Source organism: Caulobacter sp. CCNWLW153 (genome assembly GCF_036889365.1).
GTDB lineage: Bacteria > Pseudomonadota > Alphaproteobacteria > Caulobacterales > Caulobacteraceae > Caulobacter > Caulobacter radicis.
Genome location: NZ_JBAKFV010000020.1, coordinates 12,167 through 27,854 on the forward strand (window position 1 = coordinate 12,167; position 15,688 = coordinate 27,854).

Here is a 15,688-nt window from a genome sequence, read left to right on the forward strand (position 1 = left end):
GAATATGGTTCTCGGGAAAACGTACTATGGATGTTTGATAGACGTAGCGAACTGCGTCAACATGATGTAGTTCGCTGCAACCAAACCGCAGGATGAGGACCGCCATGGACCGGGCGTTCGAGTACGTATTCCCGGCGATTCGGGGGATCCAGGCAGGACGTGAGTTCTACGTCTCGATGTGCCCCCTGCGGTTGATCCCGCGCATGTTCCTTTTCAACGAAGCTGAGTTGGTGCCCGAGCTGCGCGCCCAGCGGCAATTGAACAAGCAGCGCTTGCCGGAGATCGCGCGCTACATCGCCGACAACCGTGACAGCTATGTTTTCTCGGCGATCACCGCCTCGATCGACGCGGACGTCGAGTTTCGCCCCTCTCACGACCACACCGATGTGGGCGCCCTGCATGTGCCGATGAGCGCCAAGTTCATCATCAACGATGGCCAACACCGACGCGCCGCGATCGAGATGGCGATCGCCCAATGTCCCGATCTCGCAGACGAGAGCATCTCGGTGGTGTTCTTCATGGATCGCGGCTTGCAGCGGTGCCAGCAGATGTTCGCCGACCTCAATCGCTACGCCATCCGCCCGTCATCGTCGCTCAATGTGCTCTATGACACTCGCGATGCAAAAGGACAGCTGTCCAAGCTCGTCGTCGACAGTCTCCCAGACATCAAAGCATTGATTAATTTGGAACAATCGAGCCTTTCGGCCGGATCCAAGCAGCTCTTCACCTTGAGCGCCCTCTTCAACGCCACCAGCACGCTGATGGACGGCCACGACTTTGAAGACGCCCGGGACCAAACGGTGATCGCCTTTTGGCAGGAGGTCTATAACCAGATGGTCGAATGGCAAGTCGTTCGTAGCGGCGGCATGACGGCGGGAACCTTCCGCGAGCAATATCTTCATGGGCATGCGGTCGTGCTGCACGCCATCGGACGGGTCGGCAACAGCTTGCTGCGCACCCATGGCCGGGGGTGGAAAGGCAAGCTTGCCGGCCTGAAGGACATCGACTGGCGGCGGAGCGCCAACGGCTGGGAGGGCCGCGCCATGGTCGGCGGCACCGCTCAGAAGTCGCGCACCAATGTCATTCTCACCGCCAACCTTATCAAGACGCGCCTTGGTCTGGCCCTGACCGCGGAAGAACAACGCGTCGAAGACGCCCTTATGAGAGCCGTCCGTGCAGCTTGATATCAGCCCTCGCCGCAAGAGCGCCTCGGCGTTCGCCGAACTCGGCTTTCGGCCGACAATCGACCAGACCCTGGCCGAAATCCAGGTCCTCTACCAGGCGGACTCTATTCCGTGGGTGGTCGGCTATAGCGGCGGCAAGGATTCCACCGCCACTCTGCAACTGGTCTGGCTGGCCCTAGCGGCGCTGCCGTCCGACGTCCTGACCAAACCGATCTATGTGATCAGCACCGACACCCTGGTCGAGAACCCGGTGGTGGCCGCGTGGGTGGGCCGTTCGCTGGATCGCATGGCGGCGGCCGCCAGCGCGGCCGGCTTGCCCATCACCGCCCACCGCCTGACGCCCAAGGCGACCAACAGCTTTTGGGTCAATCTGATCGGGCGGGGCTATCCGGCGCCGCGGCCGAAGTTTCGCTGGTGCACCGAGCGGCTCAAGATCGCTCCGTCCAATCAGTTCATCGCTGACGTGGTCAAGGCCAACGGCGAAGCCATCGTCGTCCTGGGCATGCGCAAGGCCGAAAGTCAGGCGCGCGCCAAGGTCATGGACAAGCTCGAAGGCCAGCGGGTTCGCGAAAGCCTGTCGCCCAACGCCAGCCTGCAGAACTCTTACGTCTACACCCCGGTGGAGACGTGGACGAACGATGACATCTGGACTTACCTGATGCAGGAAAAGAACCCCTGGGGGTTCAACAATAAGGACCTGCTGACGATGTATCAGGGCGCCACCGCCGATGGCGAATGCCCCTTGGTCATCGATTCCTCGACCCCCAGCTGCGGCGACAGCCGATTTGGGTGCTGGGTCTGCACGCTAGTCGAAAAAGATAAGTCGATGACGGCGATGATCCAGAACGACCAGGAGAAGGAGTGGATGTTGCCGCTCCTGAACCTGCGCAACGAACTTGACGAGGATGATCGCGACAAGCGTGACTTCCGCCGCATGAACGGCTCCGTGCAGCTCTATGGCGATATCGTTATTCCGGGCCCCTACACTCAGGAAGCGCGCGAGCACTGGTTGCGCAAGGTCCTGGAGGCCCAGCGGTTCATCCGCGACGAGGGTCCCGAAGACGTTCGCGACATCGATCTAATCACGATGGACGAGCTGGCTGAGATCCGCCGGCTCTGGGTGCTCGAAAAGCATGAGCTGGAAGACAGCCTGCCGCGGATTTACCGCGAGGCGATCGGCGAAGATTATCCAGGGGGGCGCCTGGACGACAACCTGGCCCTCGGCGCCGAAGAGATGGCGATCCTGCGCGAGCTTTGTGAAGGTGACGACATCCATTTCCAGCTGACGCGCGAGTTGCTGGACGTTGAGCGTCAGCACCGCACACTTGGCCGTCGCCACGGCCTGTTCAAGAACCTGGAACAGGCTTTCCGCCGCGGCTTCTTCGACAGCGCGGAGGACGCTCAACAGCGAGCGTTGGAACGTCGCGACGTCATTGAGGCCGCCCGCGCGGTCGCCCCGCCCGAAAGCGGCATCATTCAGCCGCGGGACAGCGAGCTTAGCGTCGAGACCTCCGAGTTATGATTTTTGACGAACTGACCCTGCACGACTTTGGGGTCTACGGCGGACGACAAACCCTCGCGCTCACGCCCGTATCCAAAGACAAGCCGATCACCCTGTTTGGCGGGCTCAACGGCGGCGGCAAGACCACCTTGCTCGACGCCTTGCAGCTTTGCCTTTACGGCCCGGCCTCGCGCCTCTCCAACCGCGAGGGGATCGCCTATGACGACTATCTACGCCGCTCGATCCATCGCCAGCCCGGATTACAGGAAGCGGGCATCGAGCTTAGCTTCCGGCACACTACCGACGGCGCGGAGAATGCCTTTCGGATTCACCGGTCCTGGTCGGCCAAGACCAATGTGAAGGAGACCTTCGAGGTCTTGCGCAATGGCGAGTTCGACCGCCTGGCCACCGACCACTGGGCCGAGCAGGTCGAGGAATTTATTCCTGCCCACATCTCCCACCTATTCCTGTTCGACGGTGAAAAGGTCGAGAGCTACGCCGCGCTTGATGGCGCGCCAGCCTTGATCGCCACAGCGGTGCAAAGTCTGCTGGGTCTGGACATCGTCGAGCGGCTTGTCGCCGACCTTGGCATTCTGGAACGCCGTAAGCGCACTGAGAGCAAGCCGTCTTCCGAACCCACCGAGGAAGACGCTCTGAGCGCCAAGCTCACGGCGCTCGACGCCGAGCGCCTGGCCGAAAAGAGCGCTCAGGCCAATCACGGCAACGCGCTCGATCGCGCCCGCAAGCAGCTCAAGGCAGTCGAGGATCGGTTCAAGCGTGAAGGCGGCGACCTCTTTGAAGCCCGCGCCCAGCTTGAAGCCGATCTGCGTTCGACGCACGGCGCGCTGATCGCCGCGCGCAAGGAGTTGAAGGACCTGGCCGCTGGGGCGGCGCCCTTGCTTTTGGTCGCGCCGCTTCTGAAGGCGGCCGACACGCGGGCGCAACGCGAGGAGCGCGCGCGCAATGGCACCAAGCTGGCCAAGGCGATCGAGGAAGAGCATAGCGCGATCCTTTCTCTAAGCGCGTTGAAGGATGCGCCCGAACCTCTGCGTCAGGCCTTGGCGCGACAGCTGGGCGAGCGACGCGTCGCCCAGGGCGGCGACAATGGCGTCAAGCCTATCCTCAAGCTTGACGAGGTCGGCGCGCTCGACCTGGCGACGGTGGCGCGGGATCTGCCGGCGATTCGCGGCGACGTTCGCTCGCGCTTGATCGCCGAGCGCAAGGCGCTGATCGCCTATGAGCAGGCGCGCCGAGCCCTGGACGCCGCGCCCAGCTATGACGCGATCGCCACGGTGATCGCCGACCGCGAGACAGCCCGGCAAAACCTGGCGGTCCTGGAAAAGGAGCACGAGGTTCGCGCCGAGACGATCGCACGGCTGGAGCGTGACTTTGCCACCCTGCGCGATCGCCTTGTGCGGATTTCGGAAGCCGAAGCGCGCCAGACCTTCGCGCAGGAAGATGTCCAGCGGGTGTTGCAGCACTCTTCACGGGTGCGCACGACGCTGAGCCGGTTCAGTCAAGCCGTGGTCGCCAAGCATGTCCATCGTATCGAAGAACTGGTCTTCGACAGCTTCCAGCAGCTGATCCGCAAGCGCGAGCTGGTGGCGGCGTTGAAGATCGATCCGCAAACCTACGCCCTGGAGCTGCACTCCAGCGACGGCTCGGTGCTCACGCCCGACCGGCTGTCGGCGGGCGAACGCCAGCTGCTCGCGGTGGCCCTGCTTTGGGGTTTGGCGCGCGCCTCGGGCCGCCCCTTGCCCATGGTTATCGACACGCCGTTGGGGCGCCTCGACTCCCAGCATCGCGCCCATCTCGTCGAACGGTATTTCCCGCGGGCCAGCCACCAGGTCATCCTGCTTTCGACCGACGAAGAGATCTATGGCGACTATTACGACGCCTTGTCGGCCTCGGTCGGGCGCACCTATCATCTGGCCTATGACGAGGTCCAACGGCGGACGATTGTCCATGAAGGCTATCTTCAGCGGGGCGCCAAATGAGCCTGGATCAATTCCGCGTCTCCAAGCAGGGCCGCGAGCAGCTCATTCGCCTCAAGCGCTACACCGGCATCGAGCACTGGAACGTGCTTTGCCGATGGGCCTTTTGCCGGTCGCTGGCCGAACCCAGCGTCCCGCCGCCGGCCAAGATTCCCGCCGACAGCAATCTGGAGCTGACCTGGAAGGTGTTTGGCGGCCGCCATCAAGCGCTCTACCTGGCGCTGCTGAAGGAGCGGTGCGCCACGGATGGTCTTGAGGGCTCCGACGAGATGCTGTCTCAGCAGTTTCGACTGCACCTTCATCGCGGCATCGCCTACCTGGCCAACGACCGAAGGCTCCGCGACGGTGTCGGACCGATGGTCGGCTTGGCCATTGAGTAGGCCGAGTTGTCGTTGAGCGGGCTTCGCCTTTGCGCGACGGTAGCACCACGAGGTTCCGAAGTTCGAGCGTTCCGAAGGGCAGCAAGAGCTAAACTTTGCTCAGGGCACGGCGATCAGCCGCAGCTCGTGTTCTGCAGTGTTTCGGGCGAAAGCGGCTTGGCCCGCAAGGCCCTGGCGTGTGCCGACCGCCGCACCCCGGCTAAATCGCCTCCCTAAAGCATCATCCTACCTGCGCTCACGTGTCTAGTCTGCGCGGACACTTGGCTCCGCCTAACCAATGCGAACGTGATGCCCATCAAATCGGTCAGGCCGTGGCAGGGCAGCGCCAGGATTGCGCGTTTCAGTCCCGGGGGTGTCGATCTTTGCGTCGATTAATCACCGCATATGGTGCGGAGAATAAAGCCAATAATCTCCGCAGAGGGTCCCAGCGGGCCTAGGCCTTCCGGCGTTAAAACTCGTCTGGCTGGCTGATCTGTTCCTTGGCGACCTCGCGAGCCATTTGGCGCCCGAGCAGCCGTGCTAGCTGCATCACGACGGCATTCACGCGCTCCTCCGCCTTCGCGGCTTCCTGTTCGGTAAGAGGCGGGCCGCCGGCGACGACCGTGAGCTTGTCTTCGGCCGAACGCCGGGGCGATTTGCTCCTCGACGCCTTGGGGTTGGGGGAAGCGGCTGCTTTGAGAGGGTTTTCCACAACTGAGTTGGATGAGCTCGGCGCCGCCACCTTTTCCGGAACGGCGGGCACGCCAACGCTTATGGTTGGCGCAGCACCCAAGATCTTGTCCAGCTTGTCCCCGAGGAAAGCTTCGACGATGCGCGCTTCCTGCTCTGTGACTGGGATCATTCCAGGCCAGTCATCCGTGACGACGATCGGCTGTTCGTTGCGACGACGTCGAATTCCAGCTGGGGCCGCAGGCCGTTCTGAAGCCTGCGGAAACCTTGTGGTTTCATCCTGAGAGCCAGTGCCCAGTTGTGAGCCATTTGTGGCGGCGTCGACCTGCGAGGGAAAGCCGCGTCGCATATTCTGTGGCGCCACGGCTACGCGTCGCGGCTTGACGGTTTTTGTGGAGCCCGGCCGCTGATCAGTTGCCGGCTCCGTCCCCTCGGTCAGCGCCTTCCCGACCACCTCGATGACCTCCGTCAGCTCGTCACGAGTGATCGAGTGACTTGATGCATAAGCGGCGGTGATGTGTGCGGTCGCTCTTAAAAGGACTTGATTCAACTCCATCGGAACCTCCTAGGAAGTCGTCTAAGCGTCGCCGTCGCTTGAGACGACCGCCTGGCTTCGTCGCACAGGAATGTAAGCTCGGGAGTTCCGCCAGGCCACTGCAAGCGATCGGCGCCGGCGTCTCCTAGACCGTTGCGGCTCGCGTATCTCCCGCGTCTCAACCTGGGCATTCGCGGAAAATGGGATTGCCGACCCTCAGATTCCTAGCTGGATCAAACACCGCCGTGGACGTCTAGCTGGCCTCAAATCTCTCGCGCACTTGGCGAGCACGTCCCGGTTCTGGGCAACTATCGCCGCACCGTCGCGGCTGTCTTGCCATTTCCGAGCATCGGCGGTCTCCAACAGCCGCTCACCAGCGGACCAGAGATCCCGACGAAGCGTGCGTGCAGCCATTTTCTCGGGCCAGGCCCATTGATCGGGTGCTGCCCGAGCAACAACGCCAGGCAACCAGCCGCCGAGTAGTCCACCGGCTAACATTCCAACGAGCGTCATCTGGATGAGCCGGCGATTTTGGAGGCGCGCTAGCCGCGCGGTGTTGACCCAACCGCGAAGATCGCCGGCCGCCCGTTGAAGCATCTCCTGGGCCTGATGCAACGTCGCGCGGTCCTGCCGCCGGGCTTCATCACCGGCCGCCGTGATCTGCTGTGCTATCTCAGCGGGCGTTACCGCCAACGCCGGGCTCGTCGCCAGCTTCCCTATCCGCCCAACCGCGACCCTCACGCCTTGAGCGATCTCCCCCAGGGTCTCGCTGTAGTCTGGAGTGGAGGCTCGTTCGGCGGCTAACCCTGCCAGAGCGACGTTCAACAAGGCCACCTCCCGCCGCAACGCCTCGAACGCCACCGCCGCCGGATCTACCGGCGCTTCTGATCCGATGTCCTGATCCATCCCATCCTCCTACAAGCCAAGCCCCCGGCCGCGACCGATGCCGAGGTAGTCAGAAAGCCTCTGGCCGACGCTGCGCCCCATCTCGACAGGAAGCCCAAGCTCGGCCCGCCGCCCGCGCAGCAGCGAGTCCACCTGCGGGTCGCGCTCCAAGCTCTTGGCCATGGCGCCCATGCGGTCCTTGACCTGGCCGGCGCCGGCCAGGTCGCCCGCGCGGTGCAGCGCTGAGCGCTGGCGCTCAAGGCCCTGCCAGCGCTCGACGAAGCGATCGGCGCGTAGACGCGGATCGGCGCGGACCTCGGCTTCAAGCTGGAGAACGCGGATGGCTCGCTGCGTGCGGCCCGAAGCGGTCTCGCCGGCCAAGCCTGGATCGCGGACATAGGCCCGCTCCAGATCCTCGGCCGCGTGCGGGCCGATCTTGCCCATCGCTTCGCGCGCCTCCTCCAGCGCCCGGCGCTGATGGGCGAGCACCGGCAAGCCGCGGTCCTTCATGTGGATCACATCGGCCGCGGCGCGCGCATGGCGCTCCATCGCTCGGCGCCCGGCGACCTGGTCGGCATCGTGCGCCGGCGCCGCCGGCTGATGTGCGGGACTGGCCGGCCGGAACCCGGCGAACATGCCGCGTTCCCGCTGCGGCGGCTCCTTCGGCCTGAGCGCCGCCGGCACGCGGATGTCGCGACGTTCGGCGAAGTCGCTGGCCATGTCCTTGGCCCGCTCGCGCGACAGCACGCGGGTCAGCTTGCCCAGGTCGTCGAACTCGTCGCGGCCATAGTGGACCTGCACGCTGTCACGATGCCGCGACAGGGCGACATAGGCGCCGTGGCGGTCCATCCCTGGCGTCACCAGCACATGGGTGCGATCGACGGTGACGCCCTGGCTCTTATGGATGGTCGCCGCGTAGCCGTGATCGACCTGAGCGTAGTCCTTCAGGTCGAAGGCGACCGATCGCCCGGCGTCGAGACGCACGGTCATCTGGGTCGGTGAGACCTGTTCGATCTCGCCAAGCATGCCGTTCTTCACCCCCAGCCCGCGATCGTTCTTCAAGAACATCAGCCGATCGCCTGCCGCGAACGCGCGCTCGCCACGCTCGGCCTTGACCGTCACGTCGTCGCCCAACGCGCCGGCCTGGCGTAGCCGCTCGCGCGCCGTCAGATTGAGATCGCGCACCTCGTCATTGGTGTGGGTGAGGATGATCCGGCTCTTGCCCGGCTCGGCCACGCGGTCGCGATCCCACCGCTCGACCAGATCCTCGCGAGCCTGGTCGCGGGTCCCGGCGGCATGGACCATGCCGCGCGCCTCGTAAGACGCCAGCGCCTCGCCCGTCCGGCCGGTGGCCAGGTGCCGCGTGGCGTCGCGCTGCCAATCCTCATGCTGCCGGCGAACCTGGGTGATCTCGACGTGCGAATGACGCTCGGCGATCGACCGGAACGCCGCCCCGGCCTCGATCGCCTGGAGCTGCTCGGGATCACCGACCAGCACCACCTTGGCTCCGGCCTTTTCGGCCGCCGACAGCAGCCGCTCCATCTGCCGCGAACCAATCATCCCGGCCTCGTCGATCACCAGCACGTCGCGGGCGTCCAGCAACTCGCGACCCTGCACCCACTGGTGCTCCAGGCTGGCGATCGTGCGGGACGCGATGCCAGATCCGCCCTCCAGGTTCTCGGCGGCGATGCCCGACAAGGCCAGGCCCTGGACACGATAGCCGGCGTCCTCCCAAGCCTCCCGCGCCACGCCCAGCAGCGCCGACTTGCCGGTGCCGGCGTAGCCAACCACCACGCCCAGATCGCGGGTCGCGGTGACGTGCTCGAACGCCGCCTTCTGCTCGCCGGACAGGACCAGACCGCGCTGCTCGGCATGCGCCAGTGCGCGGCGCTGATCCAAGTCACTGACGCGATGCGCCTGACGCTCGGCCATCACGGCGGCGGCGCGATGCAGGCGATCCTCAATCGCGATCATCTCGCGGCTGGTGAACCGGTCCTGGCCGCGTCCGTCCTGGCCTAGCGCCACCAACTCTCGCGAGGCCTGCACCGCGCCCATGGCCCGATCGAACTGCTCCTTGCCGTCCGAGTGACGGTGAATGAACATCGCCAGGTCGCGGCGGGTGAAGGTCGCTTGCTGTTTGGTGATGGCGTCCAGGGCGATACGCGGATCAGCGATGATCCGTTCGCCATTGGCCCGCGCGATCTCGTGGTGTTCGTCGAGCCGATCGGCCTCCAGGCCTTCATCGGCCCGACGTCCAGCGGCCGGACCGATCTTGTTCTGCGGCTCAAGGTCGATGCCCTGGTCTTCCAGGCTGCGGTGATCGATCCGCGCGTCGATGTCGAGCTGCGCCAGCCGCTCGTTGACGTGATCGGCCCAAGCCTCGCGCCAATGCTCGACCAGCTCGGTGCGGTTCCAGTCGCGGACCTTGGCGCCGAACCCCTCTTCGCCGACTTCCCGCATCGACAGCATGACGTGAGCGTGGGGTTTGGCCAGACCATCGGGGCCAACGTCCCAATGCACATTGAGATCGGCGACCATGCCGCGATCGACCATCTCGCGCCGGACGAAGTCGCGGGCCAGGTCGATCCCCTGGGCCTGGTCCATCTCGCGGGGGATGGCGAACTCGACCTCGCGGGAAAGCTGGGCGTCCTTGCGCTTCTCGCCCGCCTCGACCGTGTTCCACAGCGTGGCGCGGGCGCCCAGGTGCTCGGGCGCGCCGTCCGGCAGCAGGATCTCGGAATGGACGACGCCGCTCTTGTTGGTGAAGTCGTGGTCGCGATCCAGCCGCTCGTCGTGCAGCCGCGAGGCGGAGCGATAGGCGGCCGAGGCCACGGCGCTGGCCCCGGTGGCGCGGCTGATGACTTTGACGGAGAAGTGGTAGATCGCCATGGCGACAGACCACTTACTATCCTGAGCGCACGTCGGCACGACGTATAAGCGCGCCCTCCAAGATTAAAATCTCGGGAGGGACCGGACCGTCCCAATGTGTTCCAGCGACCTTACAGCCTTCCGAGCGCCGTTGTTTTATCCTCCTCGCATCCCGCACTCATGGAGACTGCGATGCGCAAACCCCGGGACTTCGATGCTGAACTGAAGGCGCTGGAGGACAAGGCCAAGACGTTGAGGGAGCGGAAGATCAAACAGCTTGGCGAACTGGTCATCGCCACCGGGGCCGACGCACTGGATGTCGAGACCTTGGCGGGCGGGCTGCTCGGCCTGGTCGAAGGCGGCGATGCGGCCCGCAAGGCGGAGTGGCGCAAACGTGGCGCGGGGTTCTTTCGCAGCGGGAAGGCAGACCCTGCGCGCGCTGCTGGCGGCGACCAATGACGCGGCCCGGCGAACCAACGCGGAGCGACACCGGCTTGAGGCGCGACGGGCCAGGACCGATACGCGGGCCTGGGTGATGCAGCGGCGGGAGCGAACGCACCACCTCATCGAGTTGGGCGGCCTGGTGCGGAAGGCCGGGCTGGTCGAGCTGACCAACGACGATCGCGCCGCGCTCTACGGCGCGTTCCTCACCCTGGCGATGATGCTCCAGGGCGGGGACCGCGACCACACGCTGGCCCTCTGGCGGCGGGGCGGGAAGCGGGCTTTCGAGGACGACAACACGCCTAGCTGACCGCCAAGCCTCGCCAGTCCTTACGACGCCTTTTGCTGACCCTCGTCATCCGCCATGGCGCGAACCAGATCGAGGATCTGTCGGCGGACACGACCCTTTCCAATCTTCGGGAAGATCGCCGCTAATTCCAGACCTTCGGGCGTGTTCAGAAAGTCGGTGATGACCCGATTGGCGGTCTCGCCGACATCGTCACTCTCATCGGTGACAGGGTCGGCGAGGCCGTCGAAGAAGTATGACACTGGGACCTGAAGTGTCTTGGCGATCTCGTAGAGCTTCGATGCGCTGACCCGATTGGCGCCGCGCTCGTACTTCTGAACTTGCTGGAACGTCAGCTTGAGCGCGTCGGCCAGATGTTCCTGGCTGACGCCGAGCATCTTGCGGCGCATGCGAACGCGACCGCCGACATGGAGGTCGACCAGATTGGGGGTTCGAGCTTCAGGGATAGAGGTCAACTGTCGGCTCCGTTAGTTTCAGCTCGGAAAGGCCACGCGATCACAGCAGCGGTTCGGCGGGAGAACAGCCTACGCTGCTGCATTTCAAGCTCCTTCTCCAATGATGCGTATTGGGGTGGATTCGACGCATCCGGATCAATCCGCCATGCTGAGGGATGTCCAAGTACGATCCCCTGTCGGGCCATCTGCGTCGCCAACGTCAAGACGAACTCGAACTGACCTTCGTGGAGATCGAGCGTATCCTCGGCGCCATGCTCCCCAAGAGCGCGGCTCTGCCTCAGTGGTGGTCGAACGTCACCGACCGAAACACAACTCACGTCCAGCGCAAGGCCTGGCGCGACGCCGGCTATGACGCCTTTCTGCTGACCGGTAAGGACCGCGTGCGCTTCAGGCGGACCCGCTGACGCGGCCGCCCGGCTGGGCCTTTCCGGCCGACCACCGAGCTTGAAGCCGCCGCCGACCTTCGCTCGGAGACAATACGCCCTGGATCGCTTGGTGGAACAAGGGCCGGACGGGCTGGCGCGCGTCAAGGGGACGCCCTGCGGGCGTCTCGCGGAGCGACGGCGAAGCCGCCCTTGACCCGCACCATCCCGCCCGGCAGAGGCTCTCCAAGCGCTCCAGGGCGAGCACCGACCGTTCCGGTCCTGGCTCCCGCAGGTTGGGCTGGGCAAGGCGGTTGCCGTGAGTGGCGCGGCTATCGCTTGCAAACGGGCGCCCCGCAGTTCGGACAGCGCGCGGTGCGCAGCTCGTCCATCGTCGCCTTGAAGAGGTCGTACCCGTCGCCCTGCTGATGGACCATGACCTGTAGCGCCACCTCCAGCTTGGCGGCCACGCCGTGCATGTCGTGCGCGCGAACCTTGGGCAGCGCTTCGAGCCATGCCTCGCGTTGGTCGAACAGCGGCTTCAACTGCTCGTCGATGGCGTCCATCTCTTCGGAGGGCAACAATTCCCCACGCTCCTCGGGCGTCATGCGCTCCCATCGCTTCTGACGCACGAGGATTGTCTCCAGGTCCGACCAGCGCAGACCTAGACGGTCGATCTCCGCGTCGAGCGCCAACCACTCGGCGCAGCGGGTGATGGCCTGGTCCGGGACTGCTGCGCCACCCGCGCCAGCGACGACGGGCGCGGCGCTGGCGGCGCCGATGACGACGCGCCGGGAAACGGCGAAGGGCTCCTTGTCGTCAGACATCGGGATGCTCCGCGTTGGAAAGGTTGATGGGATTAGGGCGGACGCGCTCGATCAGATCGACCGTGCGGGAAAGCTCGCAGAGTGCGTCGGCCACGCGCGCCTGAACGTCGTCAATGGAGAGCCCCAGATGGCGAGCGATCAGCGCGTAGTCGAGCGCTTCAATCTGATTGAGCAGGAAGACGTCCCGCGTCTCCCGCCGAAGGCGGAGCACGGCATAGGACATGACTTGCTGGGCGTTGTGCGGATCGAGGACACGGCCGCGCCAGAGATGAGGATGTCGCCACCGCCACCACTGGCTGGCCACGAGCGGCCAAGGCATGCGCAGGGGCGCCATCACGCCGCGCCCTCACGATCGGAAGCTTCGCGCTCGGCGGCCTCGACAACGGCATTGATCAGATCGCAAACCGTCGCGCAGGCCTGCGACCAGCAGACCGATGCGATGGTCTCCGGCGGCATCCGTGAGATGGCGTGGACTTGATAGCAGGGGCCGAGGAGCGCGGCCAATTGGGGAAGGGCTGCTGGGGCGCCGTTGAACCCCGCGCGCCGCGCGAACCTGAGCGCTTTGCTCAGATCGTGTCGGAGATGGATGCGGTTCCAGTCATCGCTGATCCCCCGGTGTAAGAGGTGCGCCTTCAGCGCCAGCTCGATCGTGATGGCCAGGAAGTAACGGGCAGCCTCGGGATATCGCGGCAGCGCTGCCTCGGCCGCTTCGTGGAAGCCGGCGGCGTTACGGCGGAACGTCACTGCCAGCGGGCGGTCGGCGCCGTCGCGCCGTCGGGCAACCCGGCGTGTCACTTGCCACCGGAGGAGAAGGCCGCGAGGTCGTGGACCGCGCGGGTGATCAGGCCGTGGGCTTCGGGATGGTCTTCCACGAAGATCAGGCGGGCCGCCACCGACAGGTTGGCGACGACACCTTCGATGCTCTTTGCGGGCTTCGGCCGCATGGCTTTCAGCAGGGCGTTCCCCTCGACCTCCAGCACATCGAGTCGTGCGTCGATCTCGGCAAGCCTGGCGCCTTCAGGGATCGCGGCCTGCTGGTCGGGTGACAGCTGATACCAGTCGCGCTTGGTTATCAGCCAGCCTTCGAGGGTGCCCCATTCTAACTGGAGCCGCCGCTGTTCGGCGTCGATTGCCAGCCAGCGGTGGCAGTTGTTGATATGGGTATCAGTTCCGGCGTGGACTTTAGATGTGCCGCCGATCAGGGGCGCAGCGGAGACACCGATCATAACGGTGCGCCTGGAAGGTTCACTGAGGCGCGCAGGCGCGCGCCCCGCCTTTCGACGTGAACTCATGACCTCTGACCTTTGATGTGTATTAGTTGCCTTGTATCGTTTTCACAGCACCAAGTCCAACTAAAAGTGCCATCTCACACTAAAGATGACAACTTCAAAATGACGGCCGGCCAAATGAGGGCTGCTCGCAGCCTGATTGATTGGACTGGCCCAAAGCTCGCCGAGGCTTCCGGGCTAAGCCTCCACACAATTCGCCGCATGGAAACCATGGGGCCGGAGCGCAGCACGGTCGCAAACGTACAAGCTGTGAGGCGCGCGCTGGAGGACGCGGGCATCGTGTTTCAGGCTGAAGACGATCTCTTGGGAGCGGGCGTCCGCCTGAAGAAGTAGTGCGCGAGCGCCGCAACTGGCCGCAGCAAGGCCATGAAGGCACGCCACCGCCGCCACCAAGCTCGCCAATCTACGCTTTTGACGCCGTGAGCTTGTCTTTGTTTCCCATAGTACGATCTGGCCCCGCGAGGGCTTGCCGCTGACGGCGAGCAATCCAATTCTGGCTCATCGAATGCTTTCAGATCCCAATCTGTGGAGCTTGCAACGATGGCCGATCTCGACCGCATCGTCCGCCTCAAGACCGTGCTCGCGCGCACGGGCCTTAGCCGCTCGACCCTCTATCGGAAGATCAGCGAAGGTTCGTTCCCAAAACAGGTCCCGATCAGCGCGCACGGCGCGGGGTGGCGGGAGTCGTCGATCAATCGTTGGATCGCTGACCCTGCTGGATATCGGCACGAGGCCAGCTAGGCTTTCACCTTCCGGCAGCGCGGAACGGCCCGACCACGCCGCAGCTAGAGCGAGGCGGCGTGAGGCCGCAGGACATCGACGGTTTCTGTTAGGCCCTCGGCTTCCATGTCCAAGAGCAAGACCTCGGCGGTCTTCTCCGGTCGCTTGAAACGCTCGCGCATCGTACGCACTGCGGCCACAGCACGACCGGGATCAAGCGCGATCGTATCGGCGATAAAATCGTCGGCTGAGCGCGCCTCAAGATTCAATGGCCCCAGAATTTCGGCCGGAAAGTCTTTCAGGTTATCGGTGACGATGATCGCCGCGCGCGTCTTCAGCGCGGCGGCAAGAACATGGGCGTCGCCGGGGTCGGGCAGGGTATCGCAGGCGCAAAGCATGCTCTGGTAGTCACCGACGTCGGCTTCCTCGAATGCGGTTTCCATCGCGTCGCGAGCACGGCGCGCGCGCTCCGCCGCGTCCACCACGCCCCGACCGACGAGAATGCGCTCGATCGCTCTTTCCGTTTCGTCGAGAATGGCTTGCGACCAGCGCAGCCGGAAGAAGTCCGCTTCGGCAAGAGTCAGAAGGAGATTCCGCTTTAGCGTGCCTGCCAAACAGCATGCGTCGACAAGTGCGGTGAAGCGGTTGGCAAACACGGACTACAGAAGCTCCGCATCCAGAGCAGCCAGCTCCGACAGCGCCGCGGCTCGTTTTCCGTCGCGCCTTTGCTTGTAGTCGAAGAGATGCTCGGCCTTGATCCGGCGATGCCGTCCAACGAGTGAATGGGCGATCTCGCCCTTGTCTAGGAGGCCGACAAGGTAAGGGCGCGACACATTCAAGATGTCAGCGGCCTGTTGCGTCGTCAGCATCTGGCTGACGGGCACGAGCGTCACCGCATCGCCACGCCCGACGTGACGAAGCACCTCCATCAGCAGGCGCGAAAGCGCCGGAGTGAGCACGACCTCAGAGGTCGTCTTATCTTCTTGGAGAAGACGTAGAGTGGATTCGGCTTCGCCGGTCGCTTGCGCCGCCAGGATCTTGCGAAGTTGGTTGGCGGCGGCGCGCTCATCGGCAGACGGAAGCCTATCGCCAAGCTCCTTGGCGAATGCAGGCATGGTCATTTTGGTGCTCCCGGTTGAGGACGGGTTATACGCCTTAATCGAATTAAACGCAATAAACGAAACGAACGAAAGCCCGTCGAGATCCGTCCCGATCTATGAGGCAGGCCCTGCGCGCCGCCTGCGGCGCGGTCCACCAACGGTTGGCGCTGT

Annotated in this window: 18 protein-coding genes; 8 read left to right on the forward strand and 10 right to left on the reverse strand. The window is 64.6% G+C overall.

Annotated features, from left to right (window positions below; all coding sequences use genetic code 11):
• Nucleotides 1-104 precede the first annotated feature (104 nt).
• The 4 genes from dndB to dndE are packed head-to-tail and all read left to right on the forward strand — an operon-like array spanning nucleotide 105 to nucleotide 5,059.
• The gene (dndB, locus tag V6S85_RS23610) at nucleotides 105-1,184 is read left to right on the forward strand and encodes a DNA sulfur modification protein DndB (protein WP_334350475.1); all 1,080 of its coding nucleotides are present in this window, start codon (nucleotides 105-107) and stop codon (nucleotides 1,182-1,184) included.
• Complete coding sequence (dndC, locus tag V6S85_RS23615) at nucleotides 1,174-2,706, forward strand: DNA phosphorothioation system sulfurtransferase DndC (RefSeq protein WP_334350476.1); 1,533 nt, start codon at nucleotides 1,174-1,176, stop codon at nucleotides 2,704-2,706. The genes dndB and dndC overlap by 11 nt, the downstream gene beginning before the upstream one ends.
• Nucleotides 2,703-4,682, forward strand: coding sequence for a DNA sulfur modification protein DndD (gene dndD, locus V6S85_RS23620; RefSeq protein WP_334350477.1), 1,980 nt, complete (start codon nucleotides 2,703-2,705; stop codon nucleotides 4,680-4,682). The genes dndC and dndD overlap by 4 nt, the downstream gene beginning before the upstream one ends.
• On the forward strand, nucleotides 4,679-5,059 hold the full coding sequence (dndE, locus tag V6S85_RS23625) for a DNA sulfur modification protein DndE (RefSeq protein ID WP_334350478.1): 381 nt from the start codon (nucleotides 4,679-4,681) through the stop codon (nucleotides 5,057-5,059). The genes dndD and dndE overlap by 4 nt, the downstream gene beginning before the upstream one ends.
• 448 nt (nucleotides 5,060-5,507) lie before the next feature.
• On the opposite strand, the gene V6S85_RS23630 is transcribed toward dndE, so the two are convergent.
• The 3 genes from V6S85_RS23630 to traA all read right to left on the reverse strand — a co-directional run bounded on the left by V6S85_RS23630 (nucleotide 5,508) and on the right by traA (nucleotide 10,037).
• Nucleotides 5,508-6,284 (reverse strand): hypothetical protein, encoded by a 777-nt coding sequence (locus tag V6S85_RS23630; RefSeq protein WP_334350479.1) that lies wholly within the window; start codon nucleotides 6,282-6,284, stop codon nucleotides 5,508-5,510.
• A gap of 195 nt (nucleotides 6,285-6,479) precedes the next feature.
• On the reverse strand, nucleotides 6,480-7,169 hold the full coding sequence (locus V6S85_RS23635; RefSeq protein ID WP_334350480.1) for a DUF6118 family protein: 690 nt from the start codon (nucleotides 7,167-7,169) through the stop codon (nucleotides 6,480-6,482).
• 9 nt (nucleotides 7,170-7,178) lie between these two features.
• Nucleotides 7,179-10,037, reverse strand: coding sequence for a Ti-type conjugative transfer relaxase TraA (gene traA / locus V6S85_RS23640; protein WP_334350481.1), 2,859 nt, complete (start codon nucleotides 10,035-10,037; stop codon nucleotides 7,179-7,181).
• 171 nt (nucleotides 10,038-10,208) lie between these two features.
• Between traA and V6S85_RS23645 the strand changes: the two genes are divergently transcribed.
• A complete protein-coding gene (locus tag V6S85_RS23645) occupies nucleotides 10,209-10,475 on the forward strand; it encodes a conjugal transfer protein TraD (RefSeq protein WP_334350482.1) in 267 nt (88 codons plus the stop codon).
• Nucleotides 10,476-10,551: 76 nt separating this feature from the next.
• Nucleotides 10,552-10,767, forward strand: coding sequence for a conjugal transfer protein TraD (locus tag V6S85_RS23650; RefSeq protein ID WP_334350520.1), 216 nt, complete (start codon nucleotides 10,552-10,554; stop codon nucleotides 10,765-10,767).
• A 20-nt stretch (nucleotides 10,768-10,787) separates the two neighbouring features.
• Here V6S85_RS23650 and V6S85_RS23655 read toward each other — a convergent pair whose 3' ends face one another.
• Nucleotides 10,788-11,219: a helix-turn-helix domain-containing protein gene (locus V6S85_RS23655; protein WP_334350483.1), complete on the reverse strand. Its 432-nt coding sequence runs from the start codon at nucleotides 11,217-11,219 to the stop codon at nucleotides 10,788-10,790.
• Nucleotides 11,220-11,374: 155 nt separating this feature from the next.
• On the opposite strand from V6S85_RS23655, the gene V6S85_RS23660 reads away from it, so the two are divergent.
• Nucleotides 11,375-11,623, forward strand: coding sequence for a DUF7662 domain-containing protein (locus V6S85_RS23660; RefSeq protein ID WP_334350484.1), 249 nt, complete (start codon nucleotides 11,375-11,377; stop codon nucleotides 11,621-11,623).
• 290 nt (nucleotides 11,624-11,913) lie between these two features.
• On the opposite strand, the gene V6S85_RS23665 is transcribed toward V6S85_RS23660, so the two are convergent.
• The 4 genes from V6S85_RS23665 to V6S85_RS23680 are packed head-to-tail and all read right to left on the reverse strand — an operon-like array spanning nucleotide 11,914 to nucleotide 13,634.
• Nucleotides 11,914-12,408, reverse strand: a complete 495-nt coding sequence (locus V6S85_RS23665; protein ID WP_334350485.1) for a hypothetical protein — start codon at nucleotides 12,406-12,408, stop codon at nucleotides 11,914-11,916.
• The gene (locus V6S85_RS23670; RefSeq protein WP_334350486.1) at nucleotides 12,401-12,742 is read right to left on the reverse strand and encodes a sigma factor-like helix-turn-helix DNA-binding protein; all 342 of its coding nucleotides are present in this window, start codon (nucleotides 12,740-12,742) and stop codon (nucleotides 12,401-12,403) included. The genes V6S85_RS23665 and V6S85_RS23670 overlap by 8 nt, the downstream gene beginning before the upstream one ends.
• The gene (locus V6S85_RS23675; protein ID WP_334350487.1) at nucleotides 12,742-13,203 is read right to left on the reverse strand and encodes a hypothetical protein; all 462 of its coding nucleotides are present in this window, start codon (nucleotides 13,201-13,203) and stop codon (nucleotides 12,742-12,744) included. Before V6S85_RS23675 ends, V6S85_RS23670 begins: the two co-directional genes overlap by 1 nt.
• Entirely contained in the window at nucleotides 13,200-13,634 is a 435-nt protein-coding gene (locus tag V6S85_RS23680) for a hypothetical protein (protein WP_334350488.1), read from the reverse strand. The genes V6S85_RS23675 and V6S85_RS23680 overlap by 4 nt, the downstream gene beginning before the upstream one ends.
• Before the next feature lie 603 nt (nucleotides 13,635-14,237).
• On the opposite strand from V6S85_RS23680, the gene V6S85_RS23685 reads away from it, so the two are divergent.
• Nucleotides 14,238-14,438, forward strand: coding sequence for a helix-turn-helix transcriptional regulator (locus V6S85_RS23685; RefSeq protein WP_334350489.1), 201 nt, complete (start codon nucleotides 14,238-14,240; stop codon nucleotides 14,436-14,438).
• A 44-nt stretch (nucleotides 14,439-14,482) separates the two neighbouring features.
• On the opposite strand, the gene V6S85_RS23690 is transcribed toward V6S85_RS23685, so the two are convergent.
• Nucleotides 14,483-15,073, reverse strand: coding sequence for a PIN domain-containing protein (locus V6S85_RS23690; RefSeq protein WP_334350490.1), 591 nt, complete (start codon nucleotides 15,071-15,073; stop codon nucleotides 14,483-14,485).
• A 3-nt stretch (nucleotides 15,074-15,076) separates the two neighbouring features.
• Nucleotides 15,077-15,538 carry a helix-turn-helix domain-containing protein gene (locus tag V6S85_RS23695; RefSeq protein WP_334350491.1) on the reverse strand — a complete coding sequence of 154 codons (462 nt, stop codon included), beginning with the start codon at nucleotides 15,536-15,538 and terminating at the stop codon, nucleotides 15,077-15,079.
• Between the last annotated feature and the right edge of the window lie 150 nt (nucleotides 15,539-15,688).

Coding starts and splice junctions, on each gene's coding strand:
- V6S85_RS23685 (WP_334350489.1), top strand. CDS start 14,238: ATGGCCGATCTCGACCGCATCGTCCGCCTCAAGACCGTGCTCGCGCGC.
- V6S85_RS23645 (WP_334350482.1), top strand. CDS start 10,209: ATGCGCAAACCCCGGGACTTCGATGCTGAACTGAAGGCGCTGGAGGAC.
- V6S85_RS23635 (WP_334350480.1), bottom strand. CDS start 7,169: ATGGATCAGGACATCGGATCAGAAGCGCCGGTAGATCCGGCGGCGGTG.
- V6S85_RS23680 (WP_334350488.1), bottom strand. CDS start 13,634: ATGATCGGTGTCTCCGCTGCGCCCCTGATCGGCGGCACATCTAAAGTC.
- dndB (WP_334350475.1), top strand. CDS start 105: ATGGACCGGGCGTTCGAGTACGTATTCCCGGCGATTCGGGGGATCCAG.
- dndE (WP_334350478.1), top strand. CDS start 4,679: ATGAGCCTGGATCAATTCCGCGTCTCCAAGCAGGGCCGCGAGCAGCTC.
- V6S85_RS23650 (WP_334350520.1), top strand. CDS start 10,552: ATGCAGCGGCGGGAGCGAACGCACCACCTCATCGAGTTGGGCGGCCTG.
- V6S85_RS23630 (WP_334350479.1), bottom strand. CDS start 6,284: ATGGAGTTGAATCAAGTCCTTTTAAGAGCGACCGCACACATCACCGCC.
- traA (WP_334350481.1), bottom strand. CDS start 10,037: ATGGCGATCTACCACTTCTCCGTCAAAGTCATCAGCCGCGCCACCGGG.
- V6S85_RS23695 (WP_334350491.1), bottom strand. CDS start 15,538: ATGACCATGCCTGCATTCGCCAAGGAGCTTGGCGATAGGCTTCCGTCT.
- V6S85_RS23665 (WP_334350485.1), bottom strand. CDS start 12,408: ATGTCTGACGACAAGGAGCCCTTCGCCGTTTCCCGGCGCGTCGTCATC.
- V6S85_RS23660 (WP_334350484.1), top strand. CDS start 11,375: ATGTCCAAGTACGATCCCCTGTCGGGCCATCTGCGTCGCCAACGTCAA.
- dndD (WP_334350477.1), top strand. CDS start 2,703: ATGATTTTTGACGAACTGACCCTGCACGACTTTGGGGTCTACGGCGGA.
- V6S85_RS23670 (WP_334350486.1), bottom strand. CDS start 12,742: ATGGCGCCCCTGCGCATGCCTTGGCCGCTCGTGGCCAGCCAGTGGTGG.